Below are 18,061 nucleotides of genomic sequence, written 5' to 3'. Positions count from 1 at the left end.
AAAATGCATGTCATGGACTTATTTAACTTAAAAGGAAAAACAGCCATTGTTACAGGAGGCGGACGAGGGTTAGGAGAACAAATTGCTGAAGGGTTGGCGGAAGCCGGAGCCAATGTAGTTTTATGTTCAAGAAAAAAAGAAGCTTGTGAAGAGGTAGCCCAAAGACTAGAAAAGGAAATGCAGGTACAAACATTGGCACTTAGCTGTAACGTAACGGATCCTGAAGATATTCAAAAGGTAGTGGACGAAACAGTAGCAACATTTGGGACGATCGATATTTTAGTAAATAACAGCGGGGCAACATGGGGGGCGCCTGCATTAGATATGCCCTTAGAAGCTTTTCAAAAAGTAATGAATGTGAATGTGACGGGCACATTTCTTATGTCACAAAAAGTAGGAGAAGTTATGGTGAAACAAGAGTTTGGGAAAATCATTAACATTGCGTCTGTTGCTGGCTTGGGTGGGGCTGATCCACGATTTATGGATACAGTTGGCTACAATGCCAGTAAGGGAGCTGTAATTACGTTTACGAAAGATTTAGCTGTGAAGTGGGGGGCTAAGAACATCCAGGTCAATGCACTTGCACCAGGGTTCTTTCCAACAAAAATGTCACGCGGTGTTCTAGAGCAAGGCGGCGATTTTATATTAGATCGCACACCTCTCGGGCGTTTTGGAAGCGAAGAAGACCTAAAGGGAGCAGCATTGTTCCTCGCATCCAACGCTTCAAATTACGTCACGGGAGATGTTCTCGTCGTTGATGGAGGAATGCATGCTTCATGTTAAAGGAGGAGAGTGTCAAAAGAGCTGAACTTCCAATGAAAGAAAAGATGATCGACACGTGTATTGCTCTATTTGGACGTAAAGGATTCAGGGAGACTTCAATAAAGGACATTGTCGAGGCGAACGGAATGACGAAGGGGACCTTCTATTATTACTTTAAAAGTAAAGAAGACGTACTTGTGTATATTCACGACACTTTTATATCAGGTTTGCTTCATAAACAACGAAAAATCATGCAGACTGAAAATTATTCCTATAAAGAAAAACTGTATGCAGTAGTAGAAATGATGATTTTGAATATAGCAGAAGGCGTAGATAGTGCAATGGTCTTTTTTAGAGAAATGCGGCATTTGAGTGAGGCAAAAACGAAAGAAATTCTGCCAAAACGGGATCAGTTTCAAAAAAATATTCAAGAAATAATTGAAGGAGGAATCTCTAAAGGAGAGTTTCGTTCAGATTTGCGAGCAGACATGCTCTCTTATGCCATTTTAGGAATTGCGAATTGGAGTTATTTTTGGTATGAGCCAGGGGGAGAAGTGAAGGAGCAAGAATTAACAAATATTTATATGAACATCATTTTGCAAGGAATCGAGGAGGGGAAGAAATGAATGTACAAAATGTAACGGTGGTCGGTGCCGGATCTATGGGGCACCAAATTGCAATGCTAAGTGCACTAGCAGGGTTCAAAACAAACTTACAGGATCTTCAAGGCAAAGCGTTAGAAAAAGCAAAAATCAGCTTGATTGATATTATAGACAAATGGGTAGCAAAAGAGAAAATTACACATGAACAGCGAGACAAGGCTTTTGAAAACTTGTACTTCACTACTGAGCTGCATGAAGCTGCAGAAGAAGCTGATTTAGTAATTGAAGCCGTAGTAGAGAAGCTGGAAGTAAAGCGTGAAGTGTTCGCGCAGCTTGACGCCATTGTTCCCCGTCACACTGTTTTAGCAACGAATTCTTCAACCATTGTCAGTTCTTTAATAGCAGATGTCACTTCACGTCCAGAAAAAGTATGCAATATGCACTTTTTCTTCCCTCCTTTAGTTATGGACTGTGTAGAAGTCGTAAAAGGGGAGCACACCTCTGAAGAAGCTGCTCAGCTTGCCATGGATGTATGTGAGCGCATGAATCGAACCGCAGTACTTTTACAAAAAGAAATATCCGGGTTTATTGCAAACCGTATTCTTTTTGCTATTCAAAAAGAAGCGATGGCTTTATATGAAGGTGGTTATGCAGACTTCAAAGACATCGACAAGATTACGAGAAAAGCACTGCGTCACCCAATTGGTCCTTTTGAATTAATGGATTTATCCGGACTTGACGTTGGATATTACGTCATGAAGCAACAGTATTCAGAGACAGGTAATCCGAGCGACCAACCATCTCAAACGCTAATTGATAAAGTCGAAGCGGGGGAATTAGGTCGTAAAACCGGAAAAGGATTTTATGAGTATGAGAAAAAAGTGAAAAATTGAGGGAGTGGACATAATGCATGAAACTGAAATTCAAGTCCGGTTCTGTGAAACCGATTTATTAGGGCACGTCAATAACAATAACTTCTTTATTTATATGGAAGATGCCCGAATTAGGTTTTTTAACGATTTAAAACTTGTGGATGAAGATTGGAATTTCATTTTAGCCTCGACGAAGTGTGACTTTCTAAAACAGGTGTACTATGGGCAGCATCTTGTTATTAAAAGCGGGGTTGTGAAAATAGGAAATGCAAGCTTCCATCTTGAGCAGGACATGTATGAAAAAACAACAGGAGAACTCGTCGCGAAAGGTATATCAGTAATTGTGCAATTTGACTTTGAAGAACAGGTTAGCCAGCCGATGTCTGCCGAAATGAAAAAACAATTAGAAGCCTATCAACTGGCCGCTAATTAAGGAGGATCTCCATGATGCGTACACTTGACACACGTGAAGTTAGAAAGGGGGAAGAGTTAGACGTTTCTCAAATAGAAAAGTTTCTCCACGAAAGTATACCGGACCTTCCTCATCATCCTTTACAAGTGAGGCAGTTTGGTGCGGGACATTCTAATTTAACGTATGAACTAACCGTAGGGGAGTGGCAGGCTGTTTTACGTCGTCCACCGATGGGACCAGTCGCTCCTAAAGCTCATGATATGGAAAGAGAATACGAAATTTTGAAAGCGCTTCATAAAGTCTATCCTTTAGCCCCAAAGCCTTATGCCTTTAACAAAGGAGACGTACTAGGTAAGCCATTCTTCATTATGGAACGCCGCCACGGTCTCGTATTTGATACTGAATTTCCAAGTGAGATAAAAGGGACGCCTGAATTGGGAAGGAAACTATCTGAAACGATGGTAGAGCGCTTAGTGGAACTGCATGCCATTGATTTTGAAAGTACGGATCTGCGTCTTATGGTAAAACCCGAGGGCTTTATGGATAGGCAAGTTCATGGATGGATCAAACGTTATGAGAAGGCGATCACAGATGATGTAGTGCACGCAGAAGATTTAAAGAAATGGTTAATACAACATATTCCTACTTCCCAAGAAGCTTCCATCATTCATTATGACTATAAGCTTAACAATGCGATGTTTAATGAAAATGGAAATATGGTTGGTCTGTTTGATTGGGAAATGACGACGGTCGGTGATCCATTAGCTGATGTAGGAGCAGCCATGAGTTACTGGATTCAAAGCGATGACCCTGCATTGCTGCAAACAGGATTAGGCAAACCTCCTCTAACCGTAAAACCAGGTTTTTATACTCGTGAAGAATTTATCGAATCTTATGCTGCTAAAAGTGGAAGGGACGTAAGTGAGATTCATTTCTATCTTACATTTGCTTACTTTAAATTAGCAGGAATTGTACAGCAGATTTATTATCGCTACAAAAAAGGTCAAACCAATGATCCAAGGTTTGCAGAAATGAACGTTTTTGTTAATAATCTCATTACACATGCGGAACGAACGGCGGGGTTAGCTGATGGGTAATATTCAACTGATTTTTAAAAAAGAAGATATTAAGCCAGAGCAAATGAAGGGAAAAGTTGCCGTCGTGTTTGATGTGCTCTTTGCTACTTCTACGATTACTGCAGCGTTAGCAGATGGTGCCCGTTCTGTCATTCCTGTGTATGACCAAGCCCAGGCAAGAGAAAAAGCAAAGTCCATTAGTGAACCTTATGTATTGGCTGGAGAAGAGCAAGGAAGGACAATTGAAGGCTTCCATCATCCATTGCGAAGTTTCTTAAACCCAATTGTAAAAGGGAGCCATTTAATTCTCTCCACTACGAATGGGACGGTGGCGATTAATCGCTCAAGTCAAGCTGATCATCTGTACACTTCTTCCTTATTAAATAACCGTGAAATGGCTAACTATTTAATTGAACAACATCTTGAAGAAACGATTGTACTTGTATGTTCAGGTACAAGCGGACATTTTACAATGGAAGACTTCTATGGTGCTGGCAGTCTTCTATCCTATTTAGTAGAAAAAGGTTCCTTTCAATTGTCAGACTCAGCCCAAACGGCTTTGCTTTTCTACAATGGATTGTCTATTTCTCCATTTCAGCTGCTGCGAGCGACTAAAATTGGTCAGATTTTAATGGAATTGGGCATGGACGAAAATGAGATTAAATCTGTTGCTCAAGAAGGCATTCTTCATACGATAGGAAAATTTGATCCGTCAACCCGACAAATTAAGGAGGTAGAAAGATGAATCCAGTACAGGCAACGATCAAGGGTGGAGACTTTCTCATTTCAGAAATTATTCCCGATTTAATTTTCACTCCTGAAGATCGTTCAGATGAGCATAAAATGATCGCTGACACAGCTCGACAGTTTATTGCCCGGGAAATACACCCTTATCGTAAACAAATTGAAGCCGGCGATTTTCAATTAGTCAGCAGGAAAATGAAGCATGCGGGTGATCTTGGATTGCTAGGCCACAGCATTCCAGAGAAATACGGTGGTTTGGGATTAGATAAAGTAAGCAAAGGAATCGTTGGTGAAGCGTTAGGGAATGCAAGCGGGTATAGCGTTGCTCATTCCAATCACACGTGTATTGCCACTCTTCCAATCACATATTTCGGAACCCCTGAACAAAAGGAGAAATACTTACCTAAATTAGCGAGCGGAGAATTTATTGGCGCTTATTGTTTAACTGAGCCGGAAGCAGGATCGGACGCTTTATCTGCTAAAACAACGGGGGTACTTAATGAAGCTGGAACTCATTACATCTTAAATGGCACAAAGATTTATATTACGAATGCTTCTTTTGCTGATACTTTCATCGTATACGCTAAAGTCGATGGTGAGTTTTTTACTGCCTTTATCATTGAGCGTGATTTCAAGGGATTATCCATTGGACCTGAAGAAGATAAGATGGGAATAAAAGGATCTTCTACATGTTCAGTAGTAATGGAAGACTGCGAGGTTCCAGAAGAGAATCTTCTTGGCGAAGTTGGGAAGGGTCACCTAATCGCCTTAAACGTATTAAACCTCGGGAGATTTAACTTAGGATTCGCTACGATGGGAGCAGCGAAATACAGTCTCAAACTAGCTCTTGAACATACGACAGAACGTAAGCAATTTGGCCATACCGTTGCCCAGTTTAATGCGACAAAACAAAAGCTCGCACAAATGTCGGCAAGAATTTATGCAACAGAATCACTGCTATACCGTACAGCCGGGTATATTGAGAGTGCATTAGGAAAATTTGAAGATTCAAATGATTATTCCTCCATCGCTAAAGCTATGAACGAACACGCTCTGGAATCAGCTATTTGCAAAATCACGGGCTCAGAAACTTTAGACTACATTGTTGACGAATCCCTTCAACTTCACGGAGGAGCAGGATTTATAAAGGACTACCCCATTGAACAAGCTTATCGAGACTCGCGCATTAACCGTATTTTCGAAGGCACCAACGAAATTAATAGGCTGCTGATTCCAGGGAGCTTTTACAAAAAAGCAGCAAAACAAGAATTTGACGCCGAAACCCTCATGGAAAAGGCAAATCAATCTTTACGGGAGGGGTCCAAGGAAGGTTTTCCAGGACCTTTAGAAAAATTACAACAGGCCGTCCGCTTATTTAAAGATCTGTATCTAGTATCTGCCGGCGTCGCTTATAAAGTATTTGGAAACGCGATTCAGACAGAGCAAGAAACGTTAATGAAGCTGGCCGACCTGGCCATAGCTATTTATGAAAGTGAATCAGTGATCCTTCGTACGATGAAAGCCATTGAATCTTCTGATCGACAAGCTGGACTAAAAACAGACATGGCCTTCATTTTCTTAGAGAAAAAGGCTTTTGAAGTTCAGCAAACCTCAGGTGAACTCCTTTCCTATTTATTAAATGGAGAAGAGCGCAGAAAGGCTTTGCGAAACCTGGCCTTATTATTAAGTGAGTATCAATTTGAAGATTCGATTGAACGACAACGCTCCATTGCTAAAGTTTTAATTGAGGAAAAACAATATATTTCATAACGAAGGAGTGGGGATAGATGAGTAAATTAGGTAACGAACATGTAAGCGTGAGCTTGAATGGACCGGTCATGTCGTGTGTATTGAATCGCCCTGAAAGTTTAAATGCATTTTCGGATGAGATGATTTTAGGTTTGCAGCATGCTCTTAAAGAAGCGGAACATAACCAAGAGGTAAAAGCCGTTGTATTATCAGGATCAGGTCGTGCCTTTTCTGCCGGCGGTGATGTAAAAAGTATGGGCTCTGCTACTTCGAGTCATCTATACGACCATGTCGGAGAGTTAAATAAACTGATTTTAATGATGAAAGATTTAGCGAAGCCTATAATTGCTGTCGTGCATGGATATGCGGCTGGAGCTGGTTTTAATTTAGCTTTGGCATGTGACCAAATATTGGCAGGAGAAGACACCAAGTTTGTACTTAGCTTTGCTCAAGTAGGACTTGTAGCAGATGGAGGGGGACATTACTTTCTATCTAGAATACTTGGACCCTATCGAGCCAAGGAGCTTTTATTTAGAGGAGATCCAATACCCGTTGAAACGGCTGTAGAATGGGGATTAGTCAATAGAGTATTCCCGCTCTCTGATCTTGAAGAAGGAGCGATGAGTTATGCAGTAGAACTGGCGAAAGGACCAGGACGTGCGCTAGGTATGATGAAAAAGCTTGTAGATCGTGCTGAGCGTGCAGACCTTGCTGATATATTGGAACAAGAAAGAATAACACAAACGATGATGATTGATACCGTTGATCATAAAGAAGGCGTTCAAGCATTTAAAGAAAAAAGAAAACCCGAGTTTGTTGGGAAATAAGGAGGTTATACTTTGAAATCAGTACTTTTTAAACAGTATGGAGGACCAGATGTACTAGAAACAGCTGAAGTGGAACGTCCTGCCCCTCAACATGGTGAAGTACTCTTGAAAATTACCGCCATCGGAGTGAACTACGCTGATACCGCTAGGCGTGAAGGAGCTTATGTAGTACCGACGCCTCTTCCATTTACACCAGGAGCAGAAATTACAGGCGTAGTGGAAGAAGTGGGAGAGGGGGTTCAGCGGTTCTCTAGAGGTGACCGAGTCGTGACTCTGATAGGATCAGGAGGGTATGCGGAGTATGTAGCGGCGGATGCAAATAACTTGATTCCATTACCAGAAGGGTTAGATGATGAAACGGCAGTTGCTTTGCCACTTCAAGGCTTAACAGCGTATCACTTGTTAACGACAATGGGACGAATTGAAAAAGGAGAAACCGTCTTAGTCCATGCAGCAGCAGGAGGCGTAGGATCGCTGGCTGTGCAACTAGCAAAACATTTTGGGGCTGGGAAAGTCATTGCAACGGCAAGTACGGAAGAGAAATTGGCATTAGCTCAAGAGCTAGGTGCAGATCATCTCGTGAATTATACGAACACGAACTGGCGTGAATCAGTGATGGAGGCAACTAGCGGAAAAGGGGTCGACATTGCTTTAGAAATGGCTGGAGGAGATATTTTTCACGAAACGATTAAATGTATGCGTTCCTTTGGACGCGTCGTCATATACGGGGTAGCCAGCGGAAAACCTGCCGAAATGTACCCAGCTGGGTTAATGAATCGCAATTTATCAGTGATAGGCTTTTTTCTTCCGCAAATTATGAAAAAGCCGGCCTTGTTTGAAAAGAGTTTGCAAGAATTATTAGCACTTGTTCATGAAAATAAACTAAAACTAACGGTTGGCGGTGTTTATAAGTTAGAGGAAGCAGCTAGAGTACACGAGCTCATGCAAGGGAGAAAAACAAAAGGTAAGCTCATATTAAAGCCTTAAGAAAAGTCGTCCGCTCAGGACGGCTTTTTTTATGGAGAATGCAGGAATAGCTGTCAAACTATCGAATTAGTTACTAAACGCGAATTTTGCAAAAGATTGACAGAGGAGAGAGACTTTATGTTTACTTATACTATTGATGATGAACTATCGTTAAAGTTAATAGAACCAAACGATGCAAAAGAACTTTATCAACTAACAGATCAGTCGCGCGATCATTTAAGAACGTGGCTCGGTTGGGTAGATGGAAACGACTCGATTGAGCATACAGAGGGTTTTATAAAAATGGGCATGAAGAAGTATGCTGAAAACGAGGGGGTGTCTACTTGTATTATATATAAAGATGAAATTGCGGGAATTATCGGGACACATGCAACCGATTGGACGAATAGGAGTGCAAGCATTGGATACTGGCTTGGAGAGGCTTTTATTGGAAGAGGGATTATGACGCGCGCCACAAGGGCAATGACAGATTACCTTCTTGGAGACTTAAAGTTAAACAGGGTAGAAATTCGAGCAGCTGCTCGAAATACAAGCAGCCGTTCAATTCCGGAACGCCTGGGTTTTACAAAGGAAGGACAAATCAGGCAAGCTGAATGGCTTTATGATCATTATGTGGATCATGTTGTTTATAGCATACTTGCAGAAGAGTGGAAAAGAGAATGAAGTGGATTGTGATTTTTGCTCTTCTACTAATAGCAGGGTTTGGTGGCTTTTTTGGTTTTATTAAATTTAACCCCCCACTCATTGAAGGAGGGTTAGGGGCAACCGAAAATAAAGAGGCTGTCGTCATTTCTCTAGGTAATAAAGGAATGGGGGAGATTCACTTTACAGGAGTACAAGTTAACTCAGACGAGTCTCCTTCTGCAGCTGCTTTTCAAGTAGTGGACGCTGCAACTGGATTTACGATTAGTAATGATTTTGAAAACGAAGGAAACTCGGGTGCACATTTTCAATCGGTGGCTAAAACGGTGATGCACCCAAATACAGATCCAGTCCCCCAAAATGATGAAGATATAATATATGGGCTGAGTGTGAGAGCAGATGAGCGCATTCATACTGTTAAAGTAGCTTATGAGTATTTTGGTTTGCGGTTCTTAAAGGAAGTAACCATTGAATGAATGACGTCCATGGCTTTGGGTTAAGTAGAAAAAGTTTGTCCGTATTTATTATGCAAATGAAGAAAGCTTTCCATAAAGAGAAAGTACAAGGATCCGCACAATCACCTCATTTTTTTCATACATATAAACTAAATATTAGCCTAGAAAAATAGGTTAACGGAGGTTTAAAGTATGAAGAGTGATCCTATTCAAATGCAACAAAAGCTCATTTATTTTAAAGCGGAGTTAGATAAATACAAAGAAAAGGTAAAAAATTATCAGGACAATTACCATTACGCTCAGCTCGAAGCCTTAAAAAAAGAGAATGCAGCTTTAGTAGAGAAAAATGAAGCTCTAGCTATGCAGATAAACGCATCTAAAGCAGAGTTAAATAAACATTTAACAGGGCATGACAAGGAATTTAATCGTAGTAAAGAAAAGGTGGAACGGCTATTAGAGGAGAAAGTGGCTTTGCAGCATAAAAATGCAACCTTAGTACAGGAAACACAAATGCTTCTCGGTGATATTAAAACCTTAAAGGAGGAACTTACGGCTAATCGAACTCGAATGTCTCAACAACAACATGATATGGCCTTGCTGCAAGCTAGCTATGTAAATGTACAAAAAGAAGTAGAAGAGAGAAAAAAAGAAATCAGTGTAGAAAACTTAGCAAAAACAAATGCACTTGAAAAACTGAAAATGTTTGAGAAAAATTGGCTGGAAGAAAAAAATAACTTTGAAAACAAAATGGAAAAGATCAAAGAAGAAAACGAGGTATTAAGAAGCAGCCGTGACCAATTAAATGAGGAATTGCAGCAAGTTTTAGCAGCGCAGAAGGTTGAATTGACTGATGAATTTGATGATATCGAAACTCAAATGAAAAATGATGATTTTGCAGACGATAAAGAAGAACAAAAGGATGCAGAAAGATAGCCAAAAGGAAACCCCCATAACAAAATGGGGGTTTGTGTGTCTTATTTGCTCATATAGTGTTCAAGTTCCCAATTGCTTACTTGCAAGGAATACTCTGTCCACTCTTCATCTTTTTCAGCGATATAAACTTTAGATGTATGGTCACCCAAAGCCTTTAGAAGGACTTCGTCTTTTTGAAGTGCTTCGATCGCTTCTTTAAGGTTTGTTGGCAGTGTAGGGATGCTGTCATCCGTTACTTCGTACAAGTTACGAGATTCAGCTTCACCTGGATCCATCTTATTACGAATTCCTTCAAGTCCAGCTTGAATAAGAACTGCTAGAGCTAAATAAGGGTTAGCTGTTGGATCTGGGTTACGAACTTCAAAGCGAGTACCTAAACCACGTGTAGTTGGTACGCGGATCATACAGCTTCGGTTAGAGTGAGACCAAGCTACACTTACGGGAGCTTCGTATCCTGGTACTAAACGCTTATATGAGTTCACGTTAGGGTTGGTAATAGCAGCAATTCCGCTTGCGTGGTGAAGAATACCACCCATGAAATATTTCATTGTTTTAGAAATTTCATCGTCTGTCCCATTATCATAGAATGCGCTGTTTCCATCTTTAAATAAGGATAAGTGACAGTGCATACCAGAACCGTTATCAGCTGAAACTGGTTTAGGCATAAAGGTAGCATGGTAATCATGATTAGTAGCAACATCTTTAACTACACTTTTGAACGTTTGAATGTTGTCTGCTGTTTTTAGAAGTTCATCGAAACGGAAGTTGATTTCGTGCTGGCCTTTAGCAACTTCGTGGTGAGAAGCTTCCATTTCAAATCCAATCTTTTTCAACGTGCGTACAATATCACGGCGAACGTTGTCCCCTTTATCTTTAGGAGAGGCATCAAAGTAGCCAGCTCTGTCGTTCATTTTACGTACTGGATATCCTTCATCATTAAGCTTGAATAGGAAGAACTCTGGTTCAGGACCTACGTTTACTGTATAGCCAAGGTCTTTAGCTTCTTCAACTGCTCTTTTTAAAATATAGCGTGGGTCGCCTTCAAAAGGTTCACCATCGGGAGTGTAAATATCACAAATAAAACGTGCGATCGGATCTTCGTCCATCTCTTGTGGCAGTACTAAGAATGTATCTAAGTCAGGGTATAGATACATATCACTTTCTTGGATATCAGAAAAGCCGGAAATGGAAGAGCTATCAAACATTGCTTCATTTTCTAATACTGATTCCAATTCTTCGATAGGAAGTTCAACGTTTTTCGTATCACCTAGCATATCTGTGAATTCTAAACGAATGAATTCTACATTTTTTTCGTGCACAACTTGCTTAATATTTTCTTTCGTGTACGTCATACTCTTTTACCCTCACCTTTGTTTTATTTTTTGAGATTTGTTCTACTATAAATAGTCTGAAATCTCTAATAAATCTTATGTAAAGAATTCTAACATAAGATGTTCTGTATTTCTAACAATAATTTATATTTTCCCCCAAAAAAATTTTTCAAACCAGAAAATGATGGATTTTAAGGTATTTTGACGAAGGAAATTTGTTTGAAATTTCTTTCTATGAGGTAAAGATGAAAAAAAGAGAAAAGGAGTGAATGAGAATGCCGTGGGATACGAATGATTACCCGAGTTCATTGAAAAACTTAGACACGACGGTCCGAAAAAAAGCTATAGATATTGCAAATGCCATGATTGACGAAGGATATGACGAGGGAAGAGCTATCCCTATTGCCACAGAGCAAGCAAAAGAGTGGTATGAAAATGCGAGTAAAAGTGAGATTGATCAAGTTCGGAACATGTCAGACAAAAAATTAAAAAAGCGTGATGAAAATGCTGAAGATAGCCGCCCGGAGCTTCTTGATAAAGGAGAGCATGTAGTCGCTCATGATAAAGGGTGGGCCGTTCAATCGGAAGATGCAAAGAAAGCTTCTTACGTATTTAAAAATAAAACAGATGCTGTAGAACGAGCAAAAGAGATTGCCAGGAATAAAGGTACGAAAGCGATTGTTCATAAGAAAGACGGAACGATTCAAAATCAAACTTCTTATGAAGAATAAAGTTATGCATGGCTTCCCGGGTTAGTACGTCAAAGGTAACTGTAAAGATTACTAAAAAAAGACGCCCTTTCCGGGTGTTTTTTTATGAGCGAATGAAAAAAGATTTATGGTAAAATGAACGGAGAGAGAGTAGGTGAATTATGAACGGACAAGTTCGAAAAGATGTAAGGCCGGGGTTAGAGGTAGATATTGTTTTGAAAAAAGATCAGAGAAACGGAAAGCTAACTCGAGGAGTAGTGAAAGACTTATTGACTAAGTCACCTTCTCACCCTCACGGAATTAAGGTACGACTCGAAGATGGTCAAGTGGGAAGGGTAAAACAGATTTATCAATAGAGATTATAGGATGGTTCCTTCCTATTGGTATGGAGAAAAGGAACAGGAAAAAGCACCGCTTTCCGTGGGGCAAGACGGAAAATCTCCTCGGTCTGCGACCTGCGGGGCTTCTCCTGTCTGCTCGTCCCGCTGGAGTCGGCACTTTTTCCTTTCCTGTGATCAAAATGAGCTCTTGGAACCATCGTAGAGTGAACGCCCTTAGGCAAATGCTGTTTTCATAAGGTAAAGCTTGATTAAATAGTTTTTCCAGTAATCTGTTCCTAAAACCCTTTCCTCTTCCTAATGTAAGAAAATGTTTACACTGTCTATGTAAAAGAAAGAACTGAGGTTTCTCTAAAAGCTGAACATATGAACTTCTTTGCTTCAAATGTTTTTAATCTCTTAGGGTAATGAAAAAGCTCATAAATTGGAAAAGCGAGTCAGACAATGTCTGACTCGCTTTATAATAGCAGTTCGGAATTAATGAATAAATTGTTTGTTGATTACTTACATTTTAAACGTAAGCACGTAATTAAACCATATTGCCGCGGTTCGTTCTACATGGTAGTTTTTATCAACTTAAACGACGCAATCCCTACCTCTATTGCATCCTTACAGCTCCGAAGCTGATCCAGTGTGATTAAGTTGTAATAAAACATAGCAGAATGCCAGTCTCATACTTATCACTCTTTCATTTTCCGAGTTACCTTTTTAGCGAAGGCACTAATAGATAATAATAATATACTACTACATGTTTGTCAATATTAATTACTGGTTTTCTGCCGGTGATGCTTTTCTACCTTTGCTTATCAATTACATTTTTATAATGGTGCGACCGCGAGTCTGACCTTTTAAAATATCGTTTAATGTATCAGGTACATCCTTTAATGTAATTTCGGATTTTAACTGTTCAAATGCATCTGTCGTTTTTAAATCGTTAGCTAACCTATGCCAAATCTTTTTTCGAGTGGACATCGGACAGTAAACAGAATCAATCCCAATAAGACTGATACCCCGTAAAATGAAAGGATAAACCTGTGCAGGAATTTTTGTACCTCCCGTTAATCCACTTACGGCAACGGCCCCATTATAATTTAATTGACTTAGAATGGATGCCAGCTGTTCCCCTCCGACAGGATCAACAGCAGCGGCCCAGCGCTCACTTTGTAATGGTTTTAGTTTTCCGTCATAGACATCTTCACGCGTGATGACGCTTTCAGCACCAAGCTCTTTTAAGAACTGAGTATGCTCCGTACTTCCTGTACTTGCTTCAATGGTGTACCCTCGTTTGCTCAACATGGCGATGGACATACTTCCAACTCCGCCTGTAGAGCCTGTAACTAGAACTTTCCCATGTTCAGGCGTAAGACCGGCTTCTTCTAAGCGATGAACAGAAAGAGCTGCGGTAAATCCCGCCGTACCATAAATCATAGCTTCTTCTAATGAAATTCCATCGGGTAAAGGGACTACCCAGTCACCAGGGATGCTTGCGTATTCACTATAACCTCCATGGTGGTTGACTCCAATTTCATAACTAGTGGCAATGACTAAGTCTCCTACGGTAAATCTAGAATCATTGGATTCAACAACTTCTCCGGATAAATCTATGCCAGGAACGATGGGATAATTTTTTACTAAAGCATTATTTGGGGTCGTTACCATTCCATCTTTATAATTTACGCTTGAATAATGAACTTTAATAAGTACATCGCTCTCGGGTAAGTCGCTTTTCGATAAGTATTCGATTTGAGCTGAAACTTCGCCGTTATTCGTTTTATCGACTTTCAATGCTTGAAATTCAGACAAAGGATCCGCCTCCTTTTTATTAATCAGAGTTCTTGTTTTTTAAATCTTCGTCATATTTTTCTTCTGAGGAAGAGTCGTTTTTCGACTTGTGGCCTTTCTCAATTTCCCGTTCTTCCTTTTTCATATCTTGATCTGGTACAGGATCTTCAGGACGTTTTTCTTCTTCTTGTAGTTTTTCCTCAATTTCCTTCAAGCTGTAATTCGCTTTATTTTTATTTTCGTTTGTCATACCATCACCTCCGATACCTAGTACAACATGTTCCTTTTTTTAGAAGAAATTAAACAGTTTCAACTTATGAATTTTTTAAATAGTGCCTTTTAATTAGAAAAAACCGTTGCATCTTTGCAGCGGTTCCTTTAAGATTCACGGTTTTTCCAATACTTTATCAAACGTTGGACCCATGAAGATTTTATAATGTAATCGAAGGTTGTACTGATCACTAATCCGTGCAAGATGACCCCGAATATCGTAATGATCACTATAATGGTATGACCTATAAAGGTGGAAGGCTCAAAATTAGATTTTCCAAAAAAGACTAGGGCGGTAAATGAACTCATAAGGGCCTCGATGTAAGTAGATAAGCCGGGTTCCAAATTTTTAAGTGGAATAATTAAGATGAAAATAAAGATTGTAGTTAACCCTGCAATGTAGGATAAGTGTTGTTTTTTTAAAAATTTAATGAAAGGCAGCGTGTAATACTTGGTTATGGATTTTAATCGCAGCAGATGAAGGATGCGCGCAAATCTGGCAAATTGAAAAACGGCATCAAGAGGGATCGCTGCAATAACTATAAAGGGGTGCTTCTTAATAAACTCCCACTTTTGGCGTGCATTTATAAGTCGATACATGAAGTCTATAAAAAATATGCTCCATGTGCTCCACACAATATAGCTGTCATACTGGGTTTCCTGCCATATGGTCGCTACTGATAATGCTGCCAGGCCGATCATCAGGAGTTCATAGACCGTCTGGGTTGATTCCTTCTTAGACATAACTCCCCCTCCTGAAACAAACTATAAGACTATTATACCAATTATGCAAATGTCGAATGATGTAGTCAGGTAGTTGAATGTGGTAAGATTATAGGGAAGTATGATGTGAAACTTCCTCTTTTGTGGAGCGGCATGATGACCTGATTCTTTTCGAAGAGAGGAAAATTTGATGTGAGAACAATCTTTAACCAGAGCGTTTGGTTTCTGTTCCTTTTTCTATCTATTGGGATAACGGTTTATTCTCTTATTGAAATTCAAGAGCGTCGAGCAGGTGTATATAATGTTGAAGACGGAGAACTTCCTGATCAGCTCCATCCCACTGTAGAACAAAAGAAAAATCAACTCATTGAAGAGGCAGCAGATATAGAAATTGATGTCGTGATTACAGATGAGCTTCGTACGTTGGAAGAACAAGATGAAATCTATGAACGAGGGCGATCTAAAGATGGCGATGTTGTAACGTATGCTGAAGGTGGAGAATCCTATCACAACTATGGACTGGCTATTGATTTTGCTTTACAAACAGATGACGGCCAAGTGATATGGGATACAGAAAGAGATGGGAATGGCAATGGGAAGTCTGACTGGATGGAAGTTGTTGATATAGCTAAACAATTAGGATTTGACTGGGGAGGAGACTGGGAGTCGTTTCGAGACTATCCTCACCTTCAAATGGATTTTGGGCTCAGTATAAGAGAGTTGCAGAATGGCAAACGTCCTAAAGCCGAACCTTTACCTGAATGAAAACGCCGCTAGCTGAAATGGCTAGCGGCGTTTTCTTATTTCTGGTAACTTTCAAAAGGCTTAATCATAGCGTGAATGGTTTGAATATACGGTAAAGGAAGTTCGTGTTCTTCGGCTAATCTCAATGCACCGCCATGAAGATGTTCTACTTCTAAAGGAAGTCCTTTACGACGATCCTGATGCATGGAAGAGGTCATTTCATGATCAAAACCATTGAGCTTTTCAAACGCATTCTCTACCTGCTCATCTGTTAATTGAATGTGATGAGCGTTTGCAAGTGTCTTCATTTCTTGTAAGATTTTTTTTGAAATGATAAACGTTTCTGGATACTGCCTTACATCTCCTATGGGTAAGTTCGTAGCGGTCGTAATTCCAGAAAATGCAGTGATAAACATGTATTTATTCCAAATTTCTTCTAATATATTTGCGCTCTGTTTTCCGTCCATATTCGCTTGATTACACGCAATTCCAATCTCTTCACAAATTTGTTGTTGAGAAGGGTGGAGAGGACCAAAAACTAAATCGTGAAACGTACTTGTATGCTGCACATGACCGTTTTCATCCAATGTGGCGATAATGTAAGCTAATCCACCTATGACAGCTTCCTCACCAAGTTCTTTTTGCAAAATAGGCAAATGCTCTACACCATTTAATACAGGAAGTACTTTGGCCCCTTTTTGAACGAGTTCCTTAAGCCATGGAATCGTTCCGCGCAGATGATATCCTTTAACAGATAAAAAGACAAGATCTGCTTCTTGAATTTCCTCAGGGCTTTCAGCGATCGTTAAGTTTGGAACTTCATAATTTCCCATTTTACTATGTAAAGTAAGGCCATGGGTGCGCAATTGATCAGCGCGGCCTTCTCGAACCAGGTTGATCACTTCATGGCCTGTTTCTTGCCAACGTGCCCCATAATATGCGCCTAATGCTCCTGCGCCTAAGACAACGATTTTCATCATGAATCCCCCTTGAATTATACTAATCTAAATTTGGAACTAATCACTTTGTCCATTTCGATAATGTCTTTAATGTGCTGATTTAAGTAGGCAATCATATCATTAGATCCTGTTTTCTTCATGACTTCATAGTAATGGTCTTCATCTTTAAAAACGCTTTGGCCAAGCATTAATTCTTCATCTTCTTCTAATTCAAATAAATTCAGTATTCCCATCGTTCCTTGATTGCCGGTAAGTTCATTAGAGTAATAAATGCTGTGATCGAGTGTTCCATGAGAAAGAAGAATATCACCTGTTTTCTTCGACATTTTCATAAAGGGTTTTACTTGTTTCTTTTTCACCCTGAAAAAACAGATTATTGTATAAATAAAAGTCACTCTCCTTAAAGTGAAAGCTATAGGTTACACTTCTGCCTCTGCATCTTGAAAGGTAGATGTAATTAATGAAGGGAAGTCCACAACTTTACGTAATTGTTCATAAAAATGATTCATGCCTTCATTTTGCTGTATTTTTTTCATGGTTTCCTCATAGTGAGCTTTCGAATCAAATTCTATTTTTCCTAAATAAACTACTTCATCATCCTTCAGCTCGAATAGATTAAGCAATCCCATTGAACCTTGCTTCCCTGTGAGTACATCTTCCTCAAATAAGAAAGGTCTAGCTTCATAAGAAAGGATAAGAGGTTTTACTTCTTCTATCAGTTTAACAAACCGTGGGACATGATCCTTGTGAACACGAAAAATGTACAATGAAACAAATATTGTCATCACCTCATCGTAGATCTCAATTTTTTGTTTCAATAGCTGCATCAATAAGTAAAACGAGAGCTGTGATTGTATGCATCACCCAACCTATAATAGGGATGGCGCCTATAAAGCTTGTAATCATACCTAAAATACTCCCTGCACTAAATCGAGCGTCTTTAATTGATAATATTAGTGTAACGGTGTGAAGGGCAAACATAAACAGAAGCGGTGTCCAAGACATACTGACAATAAATGTTCCGCCTGCAATTGGAATGGCTAACAAGCCTTCGCAGACTCCAGAAATCCATTTTAAGATAGTAGTGCGATTCATAAGACTATTCGAACTCCTTTGCATTAAACAATCTCTTACCTATATAAA

General features: G+C 39.8%; 23 protein-coding genes. 15 read left to right on the top strand and 8 right to left on the bottom strand.

Features of this window, described 5'->3' with window-relative positions; all coding sequences use genetic code 11:
* Positions 1-3 precede the first annotated feature (3 nt).
* The 12 genes from IEV27_RS12580 (at position 4) to IEV27_RS12525 (ending at position 10,061) form a co-directional block, all read left to right on the top strand.
* A complete protein-coding gene (locus IEV27_RS12580) occupies positions 4-783 on the top strand; it encodes an SDR family oxidoreductase (RefSeq protein ID WP_188377849.1) in 780 nt (259 codons plus the stop codon).
* Entirely contained in the window at positions 777-1,388 is a 612-nt protein-coding gene (locus IEV27_RS12575; RefSeq protein WP_229735277.1) for a TetR/AcrR family transcriptional regulator, read from the top strand. The genes IEV27_RS12580 and IEV27_RS12575 overlap by 7 nt, the downstream gene beginning before the upstream one ends.
* The gene (locus IEV27_RS12570; RefSeq protein WP_188377848.1) at positions 1,385-2,257 is read left to right on the top strand and encodes a 3-hydroxyacyl-CoA dehydrogenase family protein; all 873 of its coding nucleotides are present in this window, start codon (positions 1,385-1,387) and stop codon (positions 2,255-2,257) included. The genes IEV27_RS12575 and IEV27_RS12570 overlap by 4 nt, the downstream gene beginning before the upstream one ends.
* Positions 2,258-2,270: 13 nt before the next feature.
* Positions 2,271-2,669: an acyl-CoA thioesterase gene (locus IEV27_RS12565; RefSeq protein ID WP_188377847.1), complete on the top strand. Its 399-nt coding sequence runs from the start codon at positions 2,271-2,273 to the stop codon at positions 2,667-2,669.
* Between the two features lie 11 nt (positions 2,670-2,680).
* Complete coding sequence (locus IEV27_RS12560; RefSeq protein ID WP_188377846.1) at positions 2,681-3,745, top strand: phosphotransferase family protein; 1,065 nt, start codon at positions 2,681-2,683, stop codon at positions 3,743-3,745.
* Positions 3,738-4,469, top strand: a complete 732-nt coding sequence (locus tag IEV27_RS12555) for a 2-phosphosulfolactate phosphatase (protein ID WP_188377845.1) — start codon at positions 3,738-3,740, stop codon at positions 4,467-4,469. Before IEV27_RS12560 ends, IEV27_RS12555 begins: the two co-directional genes overlap by 8 nt.
* Positions 4,466-6,238 carry an acyl-CoA dehydrogenase FadE gene (locus IEV27_RS12550; RefSeq protein ID WP_188377844.1) on the top strand — a complete coding sequence of 591 codons (1,773 nt, stop codon included), beginning with the start codon at positions 4,466-4,468 and terminating at the stop codon, positions 6,236-6,238. Before IEV27_RS12555 ends, IEV27_RS12550 begins: the two co-directional genes overlap by 4 nt.
* 17 nt (positions 6,239-6,255) lie before the next feature.
* Positions 6,256-7,044 carry an enoyl-CoA hydratase/isomerase family protein gene (locus IEV27_RS12545; RefSeq protein ID WP_188377843.1) on the top strand — a complete coding sequence of 263 codons (789 nt, stop codon included), beginning with the start codon at positions 6,256-6,258 and terminating at the stop codon, positions 7,042-7,044.
* A gap of 12 nt (positions 7,045-7,056) precedes the next feature.
* A complete protein-coding gene (locus IEV27_RS12540) occupies positions 7,057-8,031 on the top strand; it encodes a quinone oxidoreductase family protein (RefSeq protein ID WP_188377842.1) in 975 nt (324 codons plus the stop codon).
* A gap of 117 nt (positions 8,032-8,148) precedes the next feature.
* Entirely contained in the window at positions 8,149-8,694 is a 546-nt protein-coding gene (locus tag IEV27_RS12535) for a GNAT family N-acetyltransferase (RefSeq protein WP_188377841.1), read from the top strand.
* Positions 8,691-9,149 carry a hypothetical protein gene (locus tag IEV27_RS12530; protein ID WP_188377840.1) on the top strand — a complete coding sequence of 153 codons (459 nt, stop codon included), beginning with the start codon at positions 8,691-8,693 and terminating at the stop codon, positions 9,147-9,149. The genes IEV27_RS12535 and IEV27_RS12530 overlap by 4 nt, the downstream gene beginning before the upstream one ends.
* 171 nt (positions 9,150-9,320) lie before the next feature.
* The gene (locus IEV27_RS12525) at positions 9,321-10,061 is read left to right on the top strand and encodes a coiled-coil domain-containing protein (protein WP_188377839.1); all 741 of its coding nucleotides are present in this window, start codon (positions 9,321-9,323) and stop codon (positions 10,059-10,061) included.
* 41 nt (positions 10,062-10,102) lie between these two features.
* Here IEV27_RS12525 and glnA read toward each other — a convergent pair whose 3' ends face one another.
* Positions 10,103-11,413, bottom strand: coding sequence for a type I glutamate--ammonia ligase (gene glnA / locus IEV27_RS12520; RefSeq protein WP_188377838.1), 1,311 nt, complete (start codon positions 11,411-11,413; stop codon positions 10,103-10,105).
* Between the two features lie 254 nt (positions 11,414-11,667).
* Between glnA and IEV27_RS12515 the strand changes: the two genes are divergently transcribed.
* Positions 11,668-12,123 carry a DUF2188 domain-containing protein gene (locus tag IEV27_RS12515; RefSeq protein WP_188377837.1) on the top strand — a complete coding sequence of 152 codons (456 nt, stop codon included), beginning with the start codon at positions 11,668-11,670 and terminating at the stop codon, positions 12,121-12,123.
* A gap of 140 nt (positions 12,124-12,263) precedes the next feature.
* Positions 12,264-12,458: a YwbE family protein gene (locus tag IEV27_RS12510; protein WP_188377836.1), complete on the top strand. Its 195-nt coding sequence runs from the start codon at positions 12,264-12,266 to the stop codon at positions 12,456-12,458.
* Between the two features lie 792 nt (positions 12,459-13,250).
* On the opposite strand, the gene IEV27_RS12505 is transcribed toward IEV27_RS12510, so the two are convergent.
* From IEV27_RS12505 to IEV27_RS12495, 3 genes are all read right to left on the bottom strand, one after another.
* Positions 13,251-14,243, bottom strand: a complete 993-nt coding sequence (locus IEV27_RS12505; protein ID WP_188377835.1) for an acrylyl-CoA reductase family protein — start codon at positions 14,241-14,243, stop codon at positions 13,251-13,253.
* 19 nt (positions 14,244-14,262) lie between these two features.
* Positions 14,263-14,472 carry a hypothetical protein gene (locus IEV27_RS12500; protein WP_188377834.1) on the bottom strand — a complete coding sequence of 70 codons (210 nt, stop codon included), beginning with the start codon at positions 14,470-14,472 and terminating at the stop codon, positions 14,263-14,265.
* A gap of 128 nt (positions 14,473-14,600) precedes the next feature.
* The gene (locus IEV27_RS12495) at positions 14,601-15,236 is read right to left on the bottom strand and encodes a hypothetical protein (protein ID WP_188377833.1); all 636 of its coding nucleotides are present in this window, start codon (positions 15,234-15,236) and stop codon (positions 14,601-14,603) included.
* A gap of 171 nt (positions 15,237-15,407) precedes the next feature.
* Here IEV27_RS12495 and IEV27_RS12490 point away from each other — a divergent pair, with 171 nt between their 5' ends.
* Positions 15,408-15,980 carry a M15 family metallopeptidase gene (locus IEV27_RS12490; RefSeq protein ID WP_188377832.1) on the top strand — a complete coding sequence of 191 codons (573 nt, stop codon included), beginning with the start codon at positions 15,408-15,410 and terminating at the stop codon, positions 15,978-15,980.
* Positions 15,981-16,015: 35 nt separating this feature from the next.
* Here IEV27_RS12490 and IEV27_RS12485 read toward each other — a convergent pair whose 3' ends face one another.
* From IEV27_RS12485 to IEV27_RS12470, 4 genes are all read right to left on the bottom strand, one after another.
* Positions 16,016-16,936 carry a ketopantoate reductase family protein gene (locus tag IEV27_RS12485; protein WP_188377831.1) on the bottom strand — a complete coding sequence of 307 codons (921 nt, stop codon included), beginning with the start codon at positions 16,934-16,936 and terminating at the stop codon, positions 16,016-16,018.
* Positions 16,937-16,953: 17 nt separating this feature from the next.
* The gene (locus IEV27_RS12480) at positions 16,954-17,250 is read right to left on the bottom strand and encodes a DUF1428 domain-containing protein (RefSeq protein ID WP_229735275.1); all 297 of its coding nucleotides are present in this window, start codon (positions 17,248-17,250) and stop codon (positions 16,954-16,956) included.
* Between the two features lie 87 nt (positions 17,251-17,337).
* Entirely contained in the window at positions 17,338-17,736 is a 399-nt protein-coding gene (locus IEV27_RS12475) for a DUF1428 family protein (RefSeq protein ID WP_188377830.1), read from the bottom strand.
* Positions 17,720-18,013, bottom strand: a complete 294-nt coding sequence (locus IEV27_RS12470; RefSeq protein ID WP_188377829.1) for a hypothetical protein — start codon at positions 18,011-18,013, stop codon at positions 17,720-17,722. Before IEV27_RS12470 ends, IEV27_RS12475 begins: the two co-directional genes overlap by 17 nt.
* Positions 18,014-18,061 lie beyond the last annotated feature (48 nt).

Source organism: Halobacillus andaensis, assembly GCF_014636475.1.
Lineage (GTDB): Bacteria > Bacillota > Bacilli > Bacillales > Halobacillaceae > Halobacillus_A > Halobacillus_A andaensis.
This window is presented reverse-complemented; position numbering and strand designations above follow the sequence as displayed.